The 23274-nt window shown below is 59.3% G+C and carries 12 protein-coding genes; 10 read left to right on the forward strand and 2 right to left on the reverse strand.

What is annotated here, in order from left to right:
• Positions 1-79 precede the first annotated feature (79 nt).
• The 10 genes from CKW39_RS09540 to CKW39_RS09585 all read left to right on the forward strand — a co-directional run bounded on the left by CKW39_RS09540 (position 80) and on the right by CKW39_RS09585 (position 19682).
• Positions 80-4657: a glycosyltransferase gene (locus tag CKW39_RS09540; protein WP_158222936.1), complete on the forward strand. Its 4578-nt coding sequence runs from the start codon at positions 80-82 to the stop codon at positions 4655-4657.
• Between the two features lie 11 nt (positions 4658-4668).
• On the forward strand, positions 4669-5067 hold the full coding sequence (locus CKW39_RS09545; RefSeq protein ID WP_095797910.1) for a hypothetical protein: 399 nt from the start codon (positions 4669-4671) through the stop codon (positions 5065-5067).
• The gene (locus CKW39_RS09550) at positions 5058-7802 is read left to right on the forward strand and encodes a glycosyltransferase (protein WP_095797911.1); all 2745 of its coding nucleotides are present in this window, start codon (positions 5058-5060) and stop codon (positions 7800-7802) included. The genes CKW39_RS09545 and CKW39_RS09550 overlap by 10 nt, the downstream gene beginning before the upstream one ends.
• Before the next feature lie 107 nt (positions 7803-7909).
• Positions 7910-10852, forward strand: a complete 2943-nt coding sequence (locus CKW39_RS09555; RefSeq protein WP_158222937.1) for a heparinase II/III family protein — start codon at positions 7910-7912, stop codon at positions 10850-10852.
• Complete coding sequence (locus tag CKW39_RS09560) at positions 10842-12128, forward strand: hypothetical protein (protein ID WP_095797913.1); 1287 nt, start codon at positions 10842-10844, stop codon at positions 12126-12128. Before CKW39_RS09555 ends, CKW39_RS09560 begins: the two co-directional genes overlap by 11 nt.
• Positions 12125-12946: a polysaccharide pyruvyl transferase family protein gene (locus CKW39_RS09565; RefSeq protein ID WP_095797914.1), complete on the forward strand. Its 822-nt coding sequence runs from the start codon at positions 12125-12127 to the stop codon at positions 12944-12946. Before CKW39_RS09560 ends, CKW39_RS09565 begins: the two co-directional genes overlap by 4 nt.
• Before the next feature lie 3 nt (positions 12947-12949).
• Positions 12950-14674, forward strand: coding sequence for a hypothetical protein (locus CKW39_RS09570; RefSeq protein ID WP_095797915.1), 1725 nt, complete (start codon positions 12950-12952; stop codon positions 14672-14674).
• 42 nt (positions 14675-14716) lie between these two features.
• Positions 14717-15058, forward strand: a complete 342-nt coding sequence (locus CKW39_RS09575) for a PASTA domain-containing protein (protein ID WP_095797916.1) — start codon at positions 14717-14719, stop codon at positions 15056-15058.
• Positions 15059-15964: 906 nt separating this feature from the next.
• Entirely contained in the window at positions 15965-19162 is a 3198-nt protein-coding gene (locus tag CKW39_RS09580; protein WP_095797917.1) for a hypothetical protein, read from the forward strand.
• Positions 19155-19682, forward strand: coding sequence for a hypothetical protein (locus tag CKW39_RS09585; protein ID WP_143469972.1), 528 nt, complete (start codon positions 19155-19157; stop codon positions 19680-19682). Before CKW39_RS09580 ends, CKW39_RS09585 begins: the two co-directional genes overlap by 8 nt.
• Here CKW39_RS09585 and CKW39_RS09590 read toward each other — a convergent pair.
• Together CKW39_RS09590 and CKW39_RS09595 are read right to left on the reverse strand one after the other, a co-directional pair.
• Positions 19679-21334 carry a heparinase II/III family protein gene (locus CKW39_RS09590; protein WP_095797919.1) on the reverse strand — a complete coding sequence of 552 codons (1656 nt, stop codon included), beginning with the start codon at positions 21332-21334 and terminating at the stop codon, positions 19679-19681. The two genes, CKW39_RS09585 and CKW39_RS09590, sit on opposite strands and share 4 nt — an antisense overlap.
• Positions 21324-22886, reverse strand: a complete 1563-nt coding sequence (locus tag CKW39_RS09595; protein WP_143469973.1) for a DUF6270 domain-containing protein — start codon at positions 22884-22886, stop codon at positions 21324-21326. The genes CKW39_RS09590 and CKW39_RS09595 overlap by 11 nt, the downstream gene beginning before the upstream one ends.
• Between the last annotated feature and the right edge of the window lie 388 nt (positions 22887-23274).

The following is a 23274-nucleotide window of genomic DNA, read 5'->3' on the forward strand; positions in this document are numbered from 1 at the left end:
TACCCGTTATTCTTTTCAGCCAGCACGTAGGTCGTCCCCAGCCGACGTGTCGGACACACCCTCTGCAGGAGCACCCCCGATGCATCCAGACGAACGGCGCGATCCTCGCCATCTCAAAGAACTCGTGTACGCCCAGGCAGCGAAAGATTCACGTGCCACTTTTGACGCTCTAGAACGAGCCAACGCTTCGATACGTAGTCTGCAGGTCAAAGCGAAAGCGCAAAGCGCAAAACTCGCGACAGTGTCCCGTCAGCATCGTGCCCTTGCCCAGGAAAACCGAGACCTAGCTGAGGAACTCGCTCATTACAGGAGAGCTTCGGTATCAATTTCACGCCCGAACAATGACTCGGAGTTAGGGAATGAAGATACAAATCCGGTTGCCAATAAGGTCTCGGAGTCTCTCGAAGCCAACCGTGGTTCCAGCGGTAGCAATACCACGGCGGGAGACCAAGCGCGCCCTGCAGAACCCTCCTCATCAGTAGAACTAGCGCCGGTTGCCGCGGCTCGGGAAGCCGAAGAAAGCCAACAAGCTGAGTCCTCCGATATTCCCCGTGATATGGATCCGACGGCGGACCAGGATCTTGAGGCATCTTCATCAGCTGAGGCCCCCGAACGGTTGATCTCGGAGATGGACACCAGTGAAGTGCTGGACGCCTTTCAGGCGAATCCAGATTCACCTCTATTGGCGGGTTGTCTCAACAGGTTGTGGTACCGAGAAGGCGAAATCGACCGTGCCGAGCAGTTGATTCATGGTCACCGTGATCTAGTTAGTGATTTGAACTCTCGACAAGGCGAACTGGTCGATCGGATTCTCGGCACAGTGGCGCTGCGGGAACATTTTGAACAGCTAGTACCCCAACGCGTGCGAGGTACCGCTTACCACCCCGAACGTAAACGTGTGCTCTATTGTGCGTATTCAACCCCCATCTTTCATTCCAACGGGTACTCGGTGCGTACCGAGGGCGTGGTCGCGGGTTTGAAGGCCTCCGGCGCAGATGTCACCGTACTGGCACGTTCGGGATATCCGTGGGACATCACGACCGCAGGTACGAAGCCTCGCAAGCGACGACATGTAGTGAACCGTCACGGTGTGGAGTGGGTGCACCTTCCTGAGGGAAATATCTCAGCTCAGGGCCCACACGAGTACATTAACGTGGCAGCAGATACCGTGGTTCGCCAGGCCAAGCTTTCCCGGTCGTCTGTGATCCACGCCGCATCCAATTATCTCAACGCGCTGCCGGCGCTAATCGCAGCCCGGCGTCTGGGACTACCCTTTGTGTACGAAGTACGAGGGCTGTGGGAGGTCACGGAGGCATCCACGAAACCAGGGTGGGAGGACACCGAGCGCTACGCCAACCAAGCGTTCCTTGAATCCTTCGTGGCCCGGGAGGCAGATGCAGTTCTGGCCATCACCCAAGAGGTCAAAGAAGAATTAGTCCGCCGAGGTGTTGCGGACGATCGTATTTCTCTGCTGCCCAACGGCGTGGACACCGCTGCTTTTCTCCCGCTACCCCGTGATGAGGCGTATGCCAAGAGACACGGGATCCGCACGGACGTGCCGGTTATCGGATTCGCGGGATCATTTGTCGAGTATGAAGGCCTTCATTCGTTACTCCAGGCGGCGAACATCCTGCGCGGTCGCAAGGTCAAGTTTCAGCTAGTCCTTGCCGGAGCGGGGGGCGTCTACAACGACCTCAAGGAGTACCAAAAGAAAAATCGCCTGCAAGGGACTGTGCGGTTTCTGGGCCGTCGGCCTTCAGACGAAATTCCCAGGGTGATGAGCTGCATAGACATTGTTGCCTGCCCCCGCCTGAGTTTGCCCGTGACTGAGATGGTTTCGCCGCTCAAACCTCTCGAAGCTTTTTCGGCCTCGAAGCCCGTGGTGCTTTCTGACGTTTCTCCGCACCGTGTGCTTGTCGGGGCGGATCAAGGTGCTCAAGAGGGATCCCGAGGCATACTCAGCACGCCCGGTGATCCCAAATCTCTGGCGAACGCTTTACAACGTCTGATCAAGAATCAGGAGGAGCGGATCGCAATGGGGCAGGCCGGGCGGCTGTGGGCAGTTGACGAGCGTCAGTGGATAAATCTCGGCGATTCCGTTCGTGAGGCCTACCGCTCGGCGTCGGAGAATTACGATCGCCTGGCAAAGGACGGCCGACTGCTCAAGGACCTCCGCATCGGGCTCATTGCGGATGAATTCACTACAGAGACTCTGAACCGCTCAGCCACAATTGTCCCACTCGATATTGAGACCTACGCGGACCAAATCCGTGCTGAAAATTTGGATGTGGTGTTTATCGAGTCAGCGTGGAGCGGCAATGGGGGGCAGTGGCACCGGAAGGTGGGGTACTACTCCGACGAGGAACACGAGCCGTTTCGAGACTTACTCAAACGATGCCGCGAGGCGAACGTACCCTCGGTCTTCTGGAACAAGGAAGACCCGGTCCACATCAATCGGTTCCGTCGCACGGGCGCGCTGTGTGACCATGTGTTCACCACGGACGCAGACATGATTCCGGAGTATCTATCGCAGGCTCGCACTCTGAGCGGGGGACGGGCCATTACGGCCTCTTCGTTGCCGTTCTACGCGCAGCCAGCAATTCATAATCCGTTGCCCGGCCAGCGGCCCCTTGAGAACACCGTTTCCTACGCGGGTACGTATTACGGCGAGCGATACCCGGAGCGTTCTCATCAACTGGCAACCCTGTTGCGAACGGCAAAGCCATTTGGCCTGGCTATCTACGACCGGCAAGCTGCGTATCCAGATTCCCCCTATCAGTTCCCGTCCGAGTTCAAGGCTTCTGTATGCGGCGCCTTGCCGTACGACCAGGTGATCGACAGTTATCGTGCGCATGCGGCGAGCTTAAACGTCAACTCTGTGGCTTATTCGCCCAGCATGTTCTCCCGAAGGGTTGTGGAGATCGCCGCGTGCGGTGGCGCCGTACTGTCCGGCTGGAGTCGCGGTGTCGCTGAGACGTTCGACGGCGCCATTCCGTGCACCAACAACGAGTACTACTTCAAAGCTCTGTTGTCCGCTTGGACCTCGGATCCCCGTGAACGCCTCTCGGAAGTGTGGTTGCAGTTGCGCACGGTACTCCGTTCCCACACGGTGGACACTGCGCTCGTGGTTTTGGCGCGCACGGCAGGAATCTCCGTCGCAGGATTCGCCCTCCCCGGGTGGGGCGCCGACATCAATCCTGAGCAAGTTCGGGCAATCACCCGTCAATCGGTGGTTCCCGTCGCCGTGCGTCTGTCCCTCGATGACCACGACGCCCGGTCAAGTCTCGAGGAACATGGCATTCGAGTACTCTCAGCCTCGTCAGCCATCCCCGAGGACGTCGAGTACTGGGGATCCCTGCCGGAGAAATTCTCTCGGACGTGGGCGGAGGATCTGCTGCAGGCTACCCGCTGGGGACAGTGGCAGAAACTGACATCGCAGGAGTTCACCGATGGCGAGGACGCCAGGCACTTCGCGATACCGGGGGAGAACGCTCTAGCTACCTCCGGTCTCGTTTCGAGGCCCGAATTGCGCGAGGGTTCAGTCGAAGCAGCCTTGAAAGCACCCGGGCTGAAAACTCTGACTCTCACGGTGCCCAGCGAAGTGGAGCCACACGGTGAACTGGGGCTTACGGCGTCGTTGAAAATTTCTCCTGAGCAGCTGGGAACGGTGCTCATCGCTGGGCACGACCTCAAATTTGCTGACTCGTGGATTAAGCACTTGCGCGAGCTCGGTGTGTCAGTCCTGGTAGACGAATGGGAGAACCATGCCCACCATGATGAGCAACGGTCACGTGATTTGTTGTCACGAGCCGACACGGTGTTCTGCGAATGGGGCCTCGGCAACGCGGTCTGGTACTCACAGAACGTGGGTGAAAATCACCGCTTGGTGGTCAGGGTTCATGCACAAGAATTGCGCGGTCCTTACTTGCGCAAGATCAACCATGGGTCAGTGGATCAGTACATCTTCGTGAGTGAACTGATGCGCGAGGGCGCCATAGCAAGTCATGGAGTTCCACGCCCCATCACGACTGTCATCCCCAATATCGTTCGCACAGACATGCTTGCCTTGGAGAAGACCTCCAAAGCTGCGAAGACGATCGGCTTCGTGGGCATGGTGCCGCAGATGAAACGTCTGGACCGTGCGATCAGTGTCATCGAGGCAATTCTGGAGGAGGACTCTGACTTCACTCTTCGGGTTAAAGGAAAGCGTCCCGAAGATTATTCTTGGATGCTCAAGCGTGAACATGAAATGGCTTGGTACGGCGAATGCTATGAGCGGGCCAAGGTTTTGAACGACCGCCATGGTCGAGAAGTGGTGGCATTTGATCCGTACGGCAATGACATGGCCGAGTGGTATCGAGGTATCGGCTATGGCATTTCTCTGAGTGACCACGAGTCCTTCCACCTCACGCTCCCGGACGTGGCCGCATCCGGGGGAATCCCTGTGTCCTTGGACTGGCCAGGTGCTGACTTGATCTATCCACGAGAGTGGCTTGTTCCCTCGCCGGAACACATGGCCCGGCGGATATTGGGTCTGAGCCGTGCAGAAGACGAACGCCGTATGTTCTCGGCGGACGCCGCAAAATTTGCGAGAGAACGGTTCGATGAACGCAACATCTTCGATCAGTTAGACATCACCCTGAGCCCAGGGCTCTGAGGAGCACATGCATGAATCCCCCAAACTCCACGCGCGATTCCCACGAACCCGAACCCACTGTTGAGGACACCGTGAGTGAACTCCTGGTGAGCCAAGCCCGTGAGATCCAGGTTCTCAGCAAGGAACTGGCCACGAGCTACGAGAAGGAACTGAGGTTCTTCAAGAATTTGAAGAACCGGGACAAACAGCTCAAGGAGCAGGAGAAATCCCTGACGAAGAAGATCTGGTGGCTAGAGTCCGAACGACGCCGTTTCATGGAGCGTGAAAACCGACTCCGGGACCAAGTGGAGCAATTAACGGAGCAGCGCGATGTTGCCGAACGCAAGGTTCGGCAGTTGCGCGCGTCCAAGCTCGGAAAGCTCCAGAGTGGCATGTGGCGTGTGAGGAAAGCGGTGCGGTCATGGCAATGAACAATCAGCAGGTGGCACTGCGCAGCGCTAACGTGCGGGCCAGGATCTCCGAACTGGAGCAGCTAAGGCAGCGATTGAAGTTGGACGAAAGCTGGTATGGATCCGGCGCGTTCAAAGCTCATTTGTGCCGTGGCCATGCGGACCGGCTTGCACCGCGGGTCGACCCTGAGCGCTACGCCCGAATTCTGACCGACAACGGACGTGCCGATCAGGTCCGAGAATTGTTGGAACTAGCGCGGACCCTTCCGGACCATGCAGGAACCAGGGTGTTGCAACCGCACCCGGCCCGAGTAGCAATGATCGCGGACACTTTCCTCTATGAAACATTCGAGGGGACCGCCCGGATTACATACGTGACGCCCGAGAACTATCGGGAAGCCGCGGCTGAATCGGACGTGCTAATCGTGGCTTCCACGTGGCGTGGCCGCTTCGAGGACTGGCACGGCACCACATCCAACTGGGGACCTCTGCGCACGCAGGTCATCCCTGAGTTTAAGTCCCGTGGGGTGCCGGTGATCTTCTACTCGAAAGAGGACCCGCCCAATTACGCACTCTTCAGGCCCGTAGCGCGAGACGCAGACGTGGTGTTCACCTCCGCGGAAGAAATGATCCCGAAATACCGTGTGGATTGCCCGGACGTCTCGCATATTGAATCCATGACATTTGGTGTCAACCCGCTGCTCCACAACCCAGTAGGGTCGCGGCGGGTTAGGCGGCAAGAGATCCTGTTCGCTGGCTCCTGGCTATCCCACAAGTATCCGCACCGCCAGACCTCCGCCAAGAAGCTCTTCGACGGCGTCGTGGAGTCCGGGCGTGACTTACTGATTATGGACAGGAACTCCACGCTGGGAGACCCCAAGTACCACTACCCGCAGCAGTACATGGACCACGTTGGACCCGGTGTGGAACACCGCGCGCTCATGAAGATTCAGCGCTTGGTCGATGTGCAGCTCAACTTGAACTCGGTGACCAACTCCACCACCATGTACGCGAACCGCGCGGTGGAGCTGCAGGCCATGGGTGCTTTCGTGCTCTCCAATTACTCGGTGGCGGTCAACGACCGGTATCCCGAGGTGCAATTGATCGACAAGCAGCCAGAAGTCCCCTTGGTTCTGGCTGCAATGATGGGGGATGACCTATACCGAGCCCAGAATGACGGCCTACGGCGAGTTTGGGAACACGACACGGCGTGGCAACGAATGGCGCAATTACTCAACTCCGTGGGGGCACCCGTGGCCACCTTGTCCGAACGAACGGCCCTCGTCCCTGTGTCAGGGACAGGCATTGAGCAAGTGCGACGAGTTGCGGCGTCCCAGACAGTGCCGGTGGACGTTCTCTCCCGTGATGAGATCGTCTCTCGTCGGGACCAGTACGACGCAGTCGTCCCGATTTCGGATGATCACGAGTACAGCAGCGTGCACGTACGAGATCTACTCAACGTCTTCCGCTATGCGGACGTGGACATAGCCACTAAGGACGGCAGCGAAACGAATTCAGTGATCGCCCGCGGCGAAGATCATGAATTGATAAGCGAAGTGGCTTCCTCGGCCCGGAGTGCCCTACGAACGAAGGCCGAGGACGACGTACTTAGTCGTTGGTTGGACACTGGCCGCATGGTCGGAGACGCCTACAGCGCGGCACCGTTTGGCGCAGGCCCCAGGGGCACCGAAAGGATCGATGTCAAGGGCTTGGCCGAGCCCGAACTGACCGTTGTGGTGCCCGTTTTCAACAATGGCAAGCACTTGGTCTCAAAGTGTTTCCGATCACTGCAACGCTCCACGATCTTCGATCGCATGGAAATCCTTCTTATTGACGACGGCTCCACGGACGGATACACGGCCCACGTCGTGCGCGAACTGGCCGAGCGGTACCCCAATGTACGAGCGCACTTCTTCCAAAAAGGTGGGTCTGGAAGTGCTTCCCGCCCCCGGAATGAGGGACTCAAACTCGCGACTGCGCCGTACATCACATACCTGGACCCGGACAATGAAGCGCTCAACGACGGTTTCCGTGTGCTGCTAGACCAGGTTAAGGACCTCGAGGTGCAGTTCGCCATCGGCGACATGATTAAACTGTCCAGCTGGCGGCGGCACGTGCACAATGCCTCTCTGCTGGAGAAGTCGCTTCCGGAAGACCCAGTGGGTGGTCTCATAGTGCCGGAGGACGCACTAGCGCTCACCAATTTTCAGCCCATGAGCATCCAGGCTCTCGTCGCGGATACTCAGTGGTTGCGCTCTATTGGCCTCTACCAGCCCCTTGGGGCTCTGGGACAGGACTCCTTGGCGTTCCAACAAATGCTTTATGCTGCTCGGCGGATCGCGACCGTACGACTGCCGATCCACGTTTACTACGGCGCGGTTTCCAACTCCATGATCAATTCCGTTGGCCCCGGGTTTTTCCGCAAGTATTTGCCCATGGAACGGTTCCGTAAGGAATGGCTCGAGCGAGACGGCCTTTATGAAGACTATTGCCGATTGAGAGTGGACCCGTTCTTCAACGGGTGGTTGGTGGACAAATTTAACAAGTTCGTTTTACCGGAGCAGAAAGCGGAATGTCGCGCTCTGCTGGATGAACTGTGTGCAATTTACGATGTGAAGCTTGCCCTAAAGGAGCCCGAGGATCCCGACTCGGCACTGCGCGTTCTCATTCGCCCGGCCGAGAAGCAACCGGTGCCTGAGGACATCGCTGCGGATCTCGAGGCCGACACCGCCGAGCCACTCCCGGGGACTCACTGAGCATGGTTAATTTTGAGGCCGCACGGCGGCAAGCTTTGGGCACTCACTTCACGGAGGCAGAGAACGAGTCTGAGCTCGTGTCGCGGTTGAAGAAGAGACGCTTATACATGGCACCACACAAGGCGTGGACCCTTCCCGAGGCACCTACTTGGCGAGAGAATCCGTTCGACGACAACAACTGGGAATTCCAGTACCACATGTTGCGGTGGTTAGACCCACTGCGGCGGGCTGGCGCCGCGGGGGACCTAGACGCCGCATCGCTGTGGGAAAAATACGCACGATCCTGGATTGAAGCAAACCCACCGGGTTCGGCCCCATATAAGTGGTCATGGGTCGACATGAGCGACGGTATCCGCGCCATGGAACTGTGCCACGGACTGACGGTGGTGGGGGAACAACCTTGGTTGATCGATTCATTACGGGATCATGTGAATTGGCTTCTGGAACCAAGTCACCTCAAGAGGGGCAACCATGGCTTCCACCAGCACGTCGGGTTGTTTGTGCTCGGAGTGGTGCTAGAGGACCAAGAAGTCGCGGATGTTGCGGTGAAGCGGCTCACCGACCAATTGGACGCCGCCTATGACGAGCAAGGAGCCAACGAAGAAGGTTCCATCAGCTATCACCTGCAAAACTACGTGTGGTGGAACGACGCACTCACACGCCTGGACCTCGAAGGTATCCCACGACCGGAACAGGCCCACCGGCTGGAGCTTGCCCCCACACTCATGGCACATGCAACCGCACCTTCTGGGAGGTTTGCTCGCATCGGCGATACTGATGGCGGAAACGCCAGGAAACTGAATCATCCGCATACGAAGTTCACTGTGACTGAGGGCAAAAAGGGTCGCAAACCCGACGCCACCACGGCCATTTACGACGCAGGGTATGCGTTCATGAGGAGTGGCTGGGGGGAGGTTCGTCCGTATAAGGACGAAACCTTTGTTACCGCCACTTGGGGACGCCAGGATAAGGTCCACGGCCATCGCGACGGTGGATCGGTAACGTACGCTTCCGACGGGATCCACTGGATCGACGACACCGGCAAGTACTACTACGGCAAGAGTGCAATGCGCTCATATGTAACCGGAAGGGCTGGTCACAATTCGATTCGGATCCCGGATCGAACGTATCGCAAAGACACAGACGTGGAACTGATTGGGCGTGAAGAGACCAGCCAGTTCGTGGACCTGACGTTCCGGGACCCCGGGTACGAGGGCATCACGATATCCCGAAGGGTCATCTATCTTCGTGGTAGGGATTTGCTACTGGTGCTGGACCAGATCGCCGGTGACGACGAGATCACCGCTGTACAGCAATGGCACTGCGGTCGTTCAATCACGAGCCGCGCGTTGGGAACCGGTTTCCGCCTGGAGGCTGAATCCGGGGCGAGATTGGTCATCGCGCTCCACGGATCCCCGGAATTGAGTGTCACGAGGGGTCAAGAACAGCCCATGGCCGGCTGGACCTCCACCGGATGGCGCAAGAAGGGCCCGGTGGATCTCCTCACCTTCCAACAGACCGAGCGGGGCCCGCGCTTCGCGACTCTCGTGGGCACGTGGGACCCACAAGTGATCAGGCACTTGGAGGCTACGCTGCCCAAGGACGGCGCCTGGGAAATACCGGTATCCCATCTGTTCTCTGAGGAGCTGCTGGAGGCACGGGCGCCGAAGGCCGACGACGCCTCTGGCACCGCTGCCGCGGCGGCTGCGGTTACACCCACCTCGGCCCAACCTGTCGAGCAGGATACGGCGGTCGCGTCTCCACTAGATTCCGACGAAGTCGTCGAGAGCGACCCAGAGGACATCTTGCCGCTGTGTACCCAGGCAGTACCGAGCAGCGTCAACCTGCAGGACTCCGATGCCGTAGCAGTCATGGCGGAACACGGACGCGTTCCAGGCGAAAATGTTGCTAAGACGGTGGTCATTGAGACAGTCTTCTGCGACGGCGAGACCAAGCTCATGACTCAGATGCTGTACTTCCGGCGTTTCGAGCGAACGCTGTTGAGCATGTCGCGTGTGCGGGTCCCTCAGGATGTCCGTGCCATTCACATCATCTACATCTCGTCTGACAAAAAACAATGGCTTCCTCGCCTACGCAGCGCAGTGAAGCACTTCGCCCATACATCGGGGATGGAGACGAGGATCGTTGTGTACGCCCACCCGTCCCACGGGTACCCTGCCTTGACCGCAGGGCACCCGGATGTACTCAAGGGCCCCAACAAGCAGGCACCGTTGCGCAATCGGCTATCCCTCGCGGCACAACTGGACATCGCGCCCGATCACACGCTGGTGAGAATGACCATCGACGACGACGATTTGTGGTTGCCGTGGCAACTCGATGAGATGATTGCCGCGATTGATCAGGCCTACGCACACACGGAGTATCCGACCTTCGGGATCGGACTGCGCAGAAATTTCCTCGCACATGTGGACGAGACCGGGGTACGGATCGAAGACGTGTCCATGAGCCGGATGCTCACGGGCAACAAGGCCTTCGTATTCCCGCCGCAGCAGCGGGAGAAGGCACTGCTCTACGCGCCCTGGAATGTACCGGAGACGATGACCGAGAATTACCGCGAGCAGTACCGCGCCCAAGGCATCGACCTGTTGGTGTTCGAGGGTAATCGGCCTGGTTTCGTGTACATGCGCCGCGGAAACAACCTGTCGAATCAGCAGAAAACCGGGTTCATCACCGCGACACACGAGGTATCCGCCGTTGCTGCTGAGAACGCACTGCTGGATCACCTGTCGGATCCAACACGGACCTCACCGCCATCCGAAGGTTCGTTCACGATCGATCCCCCGGTCTACAGGATCACGGTGAAGCGCAGCGGCGAAGACCTTTCGTATCACAGCAACGTCAAGAGTGCTGTGGGCGACGATGTCCGACTCGCGTTCCACCTATTACGCGGCACTGTGGTCGTGGCAAAGACGGGTTATGGGCGCGTGGCCAGCGGTGTATTCCGCAATGCGCCTCCGGGGTGCCGCGTGAAGATGTACGTCCAGAAAGCGGATCACAGCCGCGAATCGAAGGTTTCGAATGTCGTTTGAATCGTCTAGACCGTGTCAGCACGAGTCGCCGTACCACGAGCACCACGAGTGGGGCTCCGTCGATCAGTTTTTGGAAGATCTCTCCGTAGTCCGGGACGGACTACATTCCATTCAGCTGGGCCACGGACAGCACCTGGACGTGCTGCTGCGAGACGCGCCCCTGGACCCGGTGTCTCGGGTGAGTTCTGTGTTCTTTAACGGTGCCGTTACTCAGCGGGCCACCAAGACCCCGCCGTTTTTGTCCGGCGCAGGCATGAGTAAAAAGCTCGGTTTGCCCTTGATTTCCTTTGCGGATCCCACACTCACCTTGAGCCAGGATCTGGGCCTGGCCTGGTACCTCGGTGCGCGAGGCGTGGACGTCCAGGGCGCGATCGCTCGGATCCTGCGGGCGGCCGTTGATTTTTCCGGCAACGACCTCTGGCTCGTGGGAGGCTCCGGTGGCGGTTTCGCTGCGTTGCAGGCAGCTCAGCGTGTCGGTTCCGGTTGTCACGTTTTGGTGTGGAATCCCCAGACCGATGTCCTCGAGTACTCGCCGCGTCTCGTCAAGCAGTTTCTCGAGACCACGTACGTGTCCCTGCGGGGACAACTCAACGGTTCGGACTGGAAGGAGAGGGCGCGGGGGGTCCTGACCGAAGACGGTGTCCAATGGGATCTCAAGTCCACGTACGAGCGGGGGATCTTCTACGACGGTTTCTTGCTGATCCAGAACTGGAACGACTGGCACACCCGCAGCCACGCCGTGCCATGGTTGAAGGCAGTTCCAGGTGTGTCCGAATTGTGGCCTGGCGTTTACGGTACGGATTCGGATCATGTGCTGTGGTTCACAGAAGCCGGTGACGGTCATGCGCCGCCGCCGGCAGAATCCGTTCAGCGAATGCTTGACCACGTTGCACATTTCGGACTGTCTCCGCTGGACGTGGTCAAGTGGAATCAACGGTCCGGGTTGTTCCCCACGGAGCACCAACAGGAGTACGTGAGTGATCTGCGCGGTCAGCGACAGGCCCTCGAACACGCGATCCAATTCGTGTACCTGAAGGGTGAGCGCATCATTCCTACCCTCAAGGACCTCAGCGTGGACTTCGGCGGAGTCAGGTTTCGGTACGAGCTCGTACACCGGGGCCAGATCGTAGAAACGAAGCTTGCCCGATCAGGAAGTGCGTACGTGGCGGAACAACCGAATCGGCAGTGGGATTACGTGAAGGTCACTGTGTTGGACGGCTTCGACCACGAATTATTCGAGACGAATTTCGTGAACCAGAGCTTGGAGAACCAGTGAACTCCGTCTACGCGCACATGACCAGCCTTGATCAGACGGCCGGAAATCTCGGAGACCGTATGGGCTTTTTGTTGGCCGATTCCATCCTGGGTGCCGGCAAGTATCGGCGCCAGGGAATCCGGCAGAAGACCGATGTGACCGATTCCACGGTGGGTATTGTGGGCTCGTTGATCGCAGCGCTGTGTGATTCCCCGGCCACGGTGGTGGGCGGTGGCTTGATCAACGGCAACCGCCGAGCCTACTCACCCGAGTTCAAACCGGTGGGAGTGCGCGGTTTCCTCACGCAGGCTGCGATTGAGCGAGACAGCGGTTTGCGTTCCACGGTTATCGGAGATCCTGGTCTGCTCCTGCCCAGGTTGGTTCCCATGCCATTGCGGCGCAAGAAGCCACTCGGGTTCATCGTGCATCACGTGGACCGAGAGGCCTGGCGCGAGAAGTTCCCGGATCACCAGGACTGTTTGATCGACAACTACGCGCCTGAGGGTGAGTTCGTGGAGCAATTGGCCGGGTACGAAACAGTTGCGTCCACGAGTCTGCACGGATGCGTGTTTAGCCACGCATACGGAGTACCCGTAGCACCCTTCGTACTCACCGACCAGGTCTTCGGTGGGGACTTCAAATTCCGTGATTACTACTCTGCCTACGGCATTGACGTTTCCCGTCCGGATTTGCCCACGGACGTTAGTGCGATCCTGCGGAACATCCAACGTGTGGCACAACCCACGGCACAGGCCGTTGCGGACCGGCAGTCAGAACAACTCCGGTACATCATGAACGCCCTGGCGAACTCCCTTCGAGTCGATCGCGCACGGAGGTGACGGATGGCCACACATGACGTCAACACCTTGACCGATCCCAATACGCTCAAACGGATATCGATCTCGTCCGGGTCACGCGAGGATTCGGACAAAGCGGTTGCGTTCGAACTGGGGCGCGGACGTTTGGACCTGTGCGGGCGCACCTGGCAGATCCCAGTTAGGCCGCATTGGTCCGAGGACCCGTTCAACGATCAACAGTGGCGCTGGCAGTACCAGTCGTTGACGTGGCTCGCACCCCTGCGTCGCCGAGCAGTCTCGGGCGACTTGAATGCTCGGCAAGCGTGGTGGTGGCTTGCCGCAACCTGGCTCAAATCCCTGGACCGGCTCGAACCCGGTGAAGCGACCCCCTGGCGCGCAGACGTCGCATCTGTACGGGCCTGTGAACTCGTGGCCGGGTTGGCGGTGGTAGGTCACCAACCGTGGTTGCTCGCCTCGATTAGCACCCACCTGTCCTGGTTGGACGGCACTGCGGAGCAATCCGAGTTTTTCAATGCGAGACCGCTGACGATTGCGGCGCGGTACATCTGTCATCGCACGGTGGGGGACACCGCGCGATCCGAAGAACTGTTCACCGCGCTCGCTGACTGGTGGAAAGGGCACTTCTCCCCAGCGGGTGCCCCGTACCCGAAATCCGCGGAGGCATCAGTATCGGCCGCACACGTCCTCACGACGGTGGATTCATGCCTCGCTTCGGTCTCGACCCAGTTACCGTGGAACGGTCACGATCTGCGGCTGGCCGAATCTCTCGTGAAGACACAGGCTAAACGGACAAATATCGGAGACGTCACAACCCGGAATTCGTCTGATCAGCGAGTCCGGCCCTTCGTAGTAGACACCAACCAGGCCGCCTACGTTGGCATCCCCGGCACGTCTGCTGGTGGAAGATTCCTGGGGTTCGAGGAGTCCGACGGCGGATCCGCCGTGGACATCTCGTTCGCGCACGGTGGCAGGGTTTGGCTGCGGGGTGCGGTTCCGCTCGATGATTCCGCGCAAGAGGGCGAGAATTCTTACAGCATTCAAACGACGAGCGCCGCGTTCGAAATTGGTCTAGACCGATCGAACAGAGCTGACCACTACCAACGGCACCGACTCGTTCACTCGATCCCCACGGGTGTGACCGTGTGGGAAGGCGACTCGGAGGATCCGTTCGAACTTCCTAGGTGGTTCGAAACGGTTGACGCGGCGTCTGATTTGATGGTGACAGTTTCAGCCGGTTCGATCCGTTTGACGAACGATGATCGGACGTTCTTCTTGGTGCGATTGCCTGTCCTGGACAATCCCAATGAACTCGCCCCATCCGCTCACTGGAATCCTTCCTTCCGTTTGTACCTCGGTCCCTGGCATGCACGTTTGATCGATGTGCTGCATCAGTCTGGCCCGGCCACCGCGCAACTCACGACGGAACGCTTGTCTCGGCTCGCAGGTCCCTCCGAACCGGACGGTGACCTCCAGGAGGTTTACGCGGGTGCCGGGTGGCGAGTTTCCTCGAATCGGGCCGTGTTACGGGCGGAACAATCACGTGTCCCTGCTGCCGGGCGCCTGGTCCTGACCTCCTCCGACGGAAACCACGTTGTGACCGGACGCGGCTCTCGTTCCAAGAGCGGTTACCTGGACATTGGCGATGTACCCCACGGTGAGTATGAACTCTCGTGGGTTCCCGTCAACGGATCACTACGACGAGGACCGCTATTGAAATTCACGGGCGATACCGCTGTTCCCGTGCGATAACGCCATCTCTCTCAACCATGTCCCCCCCCAGAAAGGCACGTCATGTCCATCAAAACCAAGCTCACCACCATCTGTCTGTTGGGTTCCATTGCGTTAGTGGGGTGCGGGAACTCCGAATCAGAAGAGAACTCCGAGGGCCCTGCGAGCGGGGAGTCGCAGCAGGCTTCGCAGGTTAAGGTCCCGGATGTCAAGGACAAGACCCTGTACGAGGCGATCACAGCGCTTCGGGAAGTCAAGTTGAACTATGAAGTCAGCAACGAGGACTTCGACTCTGCGGCCGAGAAGCACAACACCCGGGATTGGGTGGTAGAGGAGCAGAGCAAGAAAGCTGGCGATTCCGTGCCTGCGCGGGACACTGTCACGCTCACAGTGAAGAAGAAGTAGCGCCGACCGTCTACCCCGGCCCGCCCACTCCGTTGTGCAATTAAGAAACTGTGAGGTTCATGTCGAATGTCTATTACCCCGTCAGTGTCGGTACGCGAGTACGTGATTGAAGGGCAAGGGGTGTTGGTATGCGTCTCGGATGAGGAGATCAACGACTCGCATCTAGATTTCCCATACACGACACCGGCCACGTCCACTCCTGAATTTCATTCGGGTCCTGTCCTGGTCGTGGGGCGTCTGGCGCTCGACCGACACTTCGTGGCTGCGGTCTGCGCGGACGCTGCCCTGTGTGTGATGCTGACCTCGAGCACAGTTCGGGAATTGCATGAAATGCCACGGCCCAGTGGGCGAGAGGTTCTCGAAGATCTAGTTCGGCGGGGGACGGTCCTGGTTGACTCGATTGCTGACCTCGAATCCGTGACGGCGCGTGTCCCCAAGTGGGCTGCACGTGTGGAGAGCGTGGGAGGCTCCGGTTTTCTCGGAGCACTGCACGCGGCCGCACGACCTGCGGTTGAGCGCGGGAGTGTATTGGTCAACGTCTCCAAACCCTGGAATCAACCGGACCTTCTGAACGGCCCAATCCACTTTTTGGTGGATCGGAAGGAGGACCTCGAGTCGTTTTCTGGTTCCCGGGCGCATTGGATGCCGGCTGAGGACGAATCGAGGGACACACGTGGCTTTGTGGAGGCTCGAAGAGTCGCCTGGTACGTGCTGGGTGCCAGTCAGGCGCTCAACGCGCATTTGATAGTGACTGACCGGATCTCACTCGTGTCCGCTCTGGTCACGTCTCCTAATATCCCGGCCCGTACTGCGTATTTGATCGACACCGCCGAGATACGGCATCTGGAACAAGATCCCCCGCGGAACGTGAGTGGAATCTTGCGAAAATTGCAGGAGCGTCGGGGCATGGTCTTGTGTTCCCACACTTCCGATATTCCGCGGCTACGCGCTCTGGGGTTCGGCGGAAAGGTGGAGACCTTCGATCCATCGGTGGCCTTTAGTGCTTCTCGGATTCGTCAATTGGGGCAGCGCAGCGTTCCGGTGGTAATCCTCCCGGAGGAGAAAACCCTGTTGATCGCTGGGCACGACTATAAGTTCCTGGGTGAACTCGTGTCAGTCCTGGAAGAAATTCCCGGGCTCACAGTGACGTACGACGAATGGCCAACCCAGGTCACCCACGACGTGTCACGATCCGACGAACTTCTCCTCGATGCGGATGTCATCCTGTGCGAGTTTTCCTCACATAACGCGGTCTGGTATTCGTGGCACAAACGATCGGGCCAACGCTTGATCGTGCATTTCCACGGGTACGAGTTGTTCCAGGATTTCGTGCATGACATCAATGTCGACAACGTGGATCTGTTCGTGTTCGTGTCGGAATTCTACCGTCAACGGGTGGTGAAGGACCTGGGATGGCCGATTGACCGCACGGTCGTGGTGTCCAACATGATCGATTTGGAGGACTATAGGGGAGCCAAGATCCCGGGTGCCCGCTTCCATCTGGGCCTGGCCGGTTACGTGCCCATCCTGAAGCGGCCCGACCGCGCGCTGGATCTACTAGAACTCCTTTTGAAACACGATGACCGTTACGTGCTTCACCTCCGGGGTCGAAATCCGTGGGATTACTCCTGGATGTGGCAACAGCCCGTCACGCAGGACGCTTACCGATCGTTCTACGAACGCCTCACTGATGACCCCGAACTGCTCGCCCACTTGTCCTTTGACCCGTTCGGTCCAGACATGGGTCAGTGGTTCCGAAGAATCGGATGGATGCTGTCTCCGAGCTCTCGGGAGACGTTCCACCTGGCTCCCGTGGAGGGTCAGGCGAGCGGCGCAGTCCCAGTGATATGGGACCGTGATGGAGCGGTGGAGATCTTCCCGGGGGAGTTCGTGCATGAGGACACACAGGCTGCGGCCCGCGCGATCATCAACGGCAACCAGGACGCAAATACGTATGACCGCCACGCAGCGACTGCCAGGCGGTCCGTCGAACGTTTCGACGTCTCTTCGGTTGCTCCTCTGTGGGCGGACGTCCTGTTCGGTGAAACCCAGGACGTACCGAGGATCTCGGAGGGCTTCGAGCGATCCGATTTACTCGAGAAGTTTCAGCGAGACGGTCGTGCGGGAGACTTGGACCGCCTGATTCTTCTGGTTCTCCTGAGAGATCAAGACCTCATGGCAGCGGAGGAGTTAATCGAGCAATTCCCCGAGCATACCGGCGACCTCAGTTATCTAACTCTGGATGTCCTGCGTGAGATGCGCACGGCTCGATTGTTCTCTAAGGGCGAGTTCATCCGCCCCCCACGCAGCCCCGGGGTTGCATATCAACCGCGCTGCGGTACCGCGCTGTTCGTGCGCGAAAGCAAAGATCAGGCCACCACATTAGAAAATGCGGTGCAGATTACCGCCGATGCCGTGACCCGCCGGGCCCGGGTCGAATGTGCAGCGGCCCTTGCGGTCTCGCCCGACGCGGTGACCTCTTGGGGTGTCCTGGTGGCCGCTCGTCGTCTGGGCGTTCCCGCCATTCTGGTCGGCGAACAGAGCGAGAACGAAAGCGTTCCGCCGGCGCATGAGTTTGATGCAGTGGTTACCCATGAGGATGAAGTAACCAGCGACGTCGTCCATGCTGCCGTGGCCGAGCATGCTCGCCTCGCCAATCACACAAGCTCCGTTACCCTGGGCGAGCTCACGGTAGGCCTGATCGCGGACGAATTCACGGAGCGCACCATCTCCGGACGCTGCCGCGTAATCCGGATCCCGCGCCAGGACGCTTACCTCACGGTGGTTGAGCACGACCTGGATGTGCTATTCGTGGAATCCGCATGGAGCGGGCACGAGAAACAATGGTTCCACGGCGTCGCGTATTACAAGGACGAGCGGGAAGACATCGAACGCGTGGTCGCCACCGCGCGGGCCAAGGGCGTGCCGGTGGTCTTCTGGAACAAGGAGGACCCAGTACATTTCCGTTCGTTCGCACCCACGGCCGCGCTGTGCGACGCCGTGTACACCACGGATGCGGACCGAATCCCCGCGTATCTCGACCTCGGAGGGGAGCACCGGCCCGCAACGGTTGCGTCTATGACGTTTTACGCGGAACCAACACTGCACCACCCACTCCCCGGTGCATGGGTCGAAAAACCGACGGTCAGTTACGCGGGCACCTACTACGGCCCACGGTATGCGGAACGTTCGGAAGAACTCGACGGCATCTTGGGTGTCGCAGCCCAGCATGGGCTCACAATTTACGATCGGCAGCTCAATATTCCCAACTCGCCATATCGCTTCCCGGTACGCTACGACGAGTTCATCGAAGGAGGCCTGAGCTACGACGAGGTCCTGGAGGCTTACAAGGCCCACCCGGTTCACATCAACGTCAACTCGGTCAACGACTCGCCCACCATGTTCTCCCGGCGAGTCGTCGAGATCGCCGCGTCCGGTTCAGTGGTGGTCAGCGGAAAAGGCAGGGGAGTGCGCGAGTCCTTGCCGGCGGTCACCGCGAGCGATGATCCCGATACCCTTGGCGCAGTGATGGCCGGCTGCTTGGAGGATCGGTCCATGTGGCGCGCCTCCGCGTGGGATCAACTACGGGCCGTGCGCCGTTCCTACCTCGCTGAGCACGCACTCGCCGTTATGTTTCGTGGCGCGGGTCTCCCTGTGCAGCTCACAGACGAAACGGCCTGGACCGCCGTCGTGGATCGCCTTACACCGGAGATCGCCACGAACCTCGCGGAACAAACACATCCGCCCGCTGCAGTAACTGTTTTATCGGCGGAGGACGCCGCTCTAGCCACCCTGAGCGCTCACGGTATCCCGGTCACTGAATCGCCCGTTTCGCGGTGGGCCTCGCAGTGGAACGAAATCGAGTCACCCACGTGGGCAGAAGATCTCATGCACGCCGCACGCTTCGCACCCGAGGATGTCTCTCTGATCGGTGCGCGAACGGGCACGTCTCGAGAGAGGGGGCTCATTACTTGGGACGGTGCAACACATGGACCGGTGTTTTCCCGGGAGACCGAGAGCCCCGGGCGGACGCTGATCTGGCTCTTACCGGTCCAGAACCAGAAACCTCATGAGCACGATCACCCGGAGGAGACCCATGACTAACGCCGAACACGTTCTAGTGGGGCGTGAAGCCACGCCCGAACCCCCTGGACTTGGGTCCTCGACCCTGGGACAGGTCCTACAGTTGAGCGAATTGAACGAGTACACGGGTCGTCGGGGCGTGGTGGTGCTGTCCAGTGCCGGTAAACGGAGTGCACTGCGCAATGACGGTTACAGCGTGTTCCCTGCGGTCCCAGGTCTGATCAACGAGACACTGCGCATCCTGCGTCCAGGAGCCCTCGTGCTGGACGGCAACGCATTGGATGAGGGACCGTGGGCCGGAGCTATGACGGACGCCTCGCCCGAATTGCTCACCGAACTGACCGACGCCGTGGCGACCGCGCGCGATCTGGAGTTACCAATTTATTGGCTCGGTGAGATACCCGCAGATCCTGAGCACCCCCCGGCGCGCCTCGCGGAGCACTTGCTAGTGGTCACCCCGGGAAGCGAGCTGTACGAGGGAACGGTCGAAGGTGCTCCGCCGAGCCGTCTGGTACGGGCGCTGCGTACGATCGTCAGTTAACCACTGAGGGCTGCGCGAAGGACGCTTTTCGGTGTCTCCGCCCGGTCGGCCAGAGCCCGGTCACCAATGTGCAGCACGGTGGTGAACTCTTGGTCCAGCCCTCGCCCCACGAAGTCCAGACCGTAAACCGGGTGCTTGACCCCGCTCTGATCGGAGTACCACCCACGGTGTCGGTCGAAAGTCTCCGCGCGGTAGATGTCCTCGTCGAACGCACCAATCGCCATGACCGTCAAAACCCGGTCGTCCGTGGTGCATGCCCAGTGACCATGGCCCAGACGCTCCGGGGCCACTTTCGGTCCCAGGATCCAGCGTTGTCTGGCCGTGGCCGACTTGAGATCACCCATAATTCGAACAGTGTCCCGGACCACGATCCAACAGTCGGGGAACACGGTCACATTGCGTTCCACCTGGAGCCGCTCCGGAACATCATAGGAACCGGACATCGACTCTGTAGAACCGTCCCGGTGTGGGCCGAGGCCTAACCGCGACACGTACCCGGGCCACGCCTTCTTCAGATCGTGGCGCATCATGCCATCTACGTCCTCGACGAAGATCCCACTGTGCCCGTAGGAGGATTCGATGCTCACCCGGTACGGGTCCGTACGGTCATACAGGTAGGACCCAGCGTCTACGATCAGCGGTTGACCGTCGTACCAAAGTGTCAACGAAGTGTCATCGTGGTGCTTGTGGATCTCGGAGCGTCCACCACAGATCATGGATAAGTACAGTCGATCGTCCTTGATCACACCGAAACCGGAGCGAGAATAATCACTGGAAGCGTTGATCGAGGGTCTCGCGGTCACCTTGACGCGTGCGGAGTCACCCACTGTGGGGATCGTGTTGTCTTGCAACAGACAATGTCCAAGGGCCACGTCCGCCCGTTTGAGGATCGGACGCAATCGCTGATCGAAAGCCGGGTCTATATTCTCCCGTTCCTGAAGTTGCACAATTTGGTCGTAACAACGCAGATTGAAGTTGTGGTACCCCACGGTGTTCTCGTCGCACATGCCATCCTCATCGAAAGCCTTGTCGGCCAGTTCGATAATGCGGCGGACGGCGGTGTCCCTGATGCGGGTCCCACCGGCGGGACGTTCCACGGCCACGTGCCAGTTCAGCAGCGCAATGCTGGTCATAAGCCCGTGGTTATTGGGCCGATAATTTTTGTCGTCACAAATCCATTCGAGGGTTACGTGGGCCACCCGCGCCACTGAGGCTCGGAACGTGGGATCGTCGGCCAATTCCGAGGCCTCCAGGCACGCGTGCAATCGCGTGGCTGCGGCGTGATCCGCACTGGGGATCGTATTGGCGCGCTGCAGGCCCTCTAGGGACCCGTATTTCTCGAAGGCACTGCGCCATGCGCGTTCCCACGCTGGGCGAAGGTGTTGCTGCCCTTGTCGAATAGCTTCACCGAGCACACGCAGGGCAAACAGGGAATACACCCACATGGTGTTGCCGTACTGCTGCGAGTCGAACTTCTGCTCGAAATCAATATCGTTGGTTGGCGACAGAGTCACTCGAGCACCGGAGAGGAACTGAACAGTTGCTTCACCTTCAGGAGTGCTGTCCTTGAGATAGCCCAATGACAGACGACCGGAATAACTCTCCGGAAGTACGTCCGGTAACTCGTCAACCGACGCGGAATCATTGCTCATCGAGAATCTCCCTCAAACTGTCCAAGAAATGCACGTAGAACCCCCGGGTGAAATGGAATGGGGATAGCCCCCACCGGTGCTCGCTGTCGGCCACCATTAGGTTCCTCGGATAGTCGATCACAGTGCAGTCCAGCCCCTCCTGCAGGATGCGGTACATGTGGTCCAGGACTTGATTGTTCAGATCGACCGGGAACTTTTGCGTCAAGTCCTGACCATTCTGGTCCTCTGCCGCCCAGAAGACACGATTGAGGATGACCCGTTCGTCCTGGAGCAAATTGATCAGTCTCTGGGCTGCCGCATCCCAGCGGGAAAGGAAATCGGGATCTCCCACGCGCAGCAATGTTCCCGCGTGCCTGGTGAGGCCTGCTTTGACCGCCTCAGTGCTCAGGCTCAGTACAGCGCCATCTCCGAGGTCAAGGATGCCTAGTCGCTCGTCGATCAGATCAATGACAACGGCACCGTGGGCAGTGTTTGCCAGCAGCCCAGGCAATGACTTCTCTGCATCCCAGGTGACCATGCGACGCTGAAAAGCACTGTCGATCAGGTCGATGTCCATCCCCACCGGAAGTGAGGCCGCCGGGGCGGCCATGGCGGACACGATGGGTGATCGGGCTACGTACTCTGCGACGTTGGGACGTTCCAGTAGAGCGAACGCGTCACGCGTGACGCAACTGCCGTAGATGAACAATGACGCGGTCACAGCGGGTTCTTTGGCATCGACCTCTTTAATAGAGGTCGGCACTGTTTGGGAATCGGAAGTCGGTACTTCTGCGGAGGAGGCGTCAGGCTCGACCGGGAGATGGAGCAAATGGTTGTTCAAACCGTCCCTCGCAACGACCATGAGTTGAGCACCGGGCCAGAGTTTCTCAGGTGGGAAAACGATCGTGGTGTCGGTGGAAAACCACGCAAGTTGTTCGCGAGAAGTTCCGGATGTCTGGATCAGACCGAGACGAAGCCCACCGTATCCCTCCGGGATGTTTCCGAGCGAGATGCGGACGGACCCCGTAGTTGCCTCGATCGCTGCACTCCATTGATCATGGAACTCCGGCACGAGGGGACGGAGGTCCATGGGTGCGCGAGACATTACTGTCGGGTCGCATCGTTCATCGAGGGCTACGTCTCTGCCGATCTCCAACGGACTGCGACCGGAGTCCAGGAAGGCGCGCAAGTGATCAATCACCAACTCGGTCGGCAGGGGAGCGTGACCCTGACCCCAGTTCGCGATCTGAACGGTGAGATTCGGATTCAGCACGTAGCTGCCGGTTCCCACTGACATAAAGCCGTGTGCCTTGAGATAGGGAACCGTGTGGGCGGAGAGGTGCCAATCGGAGATGTTCTGCAGCAACAGCAAACGACGCATTGACCGAGGGTCGTGGTGTTCCTCAGTGACGACACTGCGGTGGACGTCTGCGGCCGCGCACTCCTCGGATCGTTGATTCAGCCACGTAGTGGTTTCCTCCGTGGCAGCGCAATGCGCGGGGAACGCCTGGGTGAGATAGGTGTCCACGAACGTGCGGTTGTACGCAAGGATGTCCGTTTGAGGATTCCACACGAACGCGGAGGCATCAGAATTTAACCGGGAGGCGTAGTAGAGCGCTGCGAACCCACCGCCGGACCCTCCTACAAACACGAGCTCTCGTCGAAAGACTGAAGCAACTGTCTCGAGCGCAGTGAGTATGGATTCACGTGTGGCCAGTCCTTCATGGCCCGCATACCATGCAAGCGAGACATCCGGGTCTCGATCCACCGCGGGATCGGACACGCTCAGGTACCCCGACGAGACCAAGGGGCCGACTCGACCACCCGAAAAGAACGGGCCTGACTTGTCGTGTCGTGCGGGAACAGCCCCGTTGAAAAAGACAGGGATGGCACGCCCATCTTTTCCCGGTTCTCCGACAATCTGAAGATCGAGAGTTTCTCCGTCTCTCATGCGGAGCGAA

Source organism: Kocuria sp. WRN011, assembly GCF_002295155.1.
Classification (GTDB): Bacteria; Actinomycetota; Actinomycetes; order Actinomycetales; family Micrococcaceae; genus Kocuria; species Kocuria carniphila.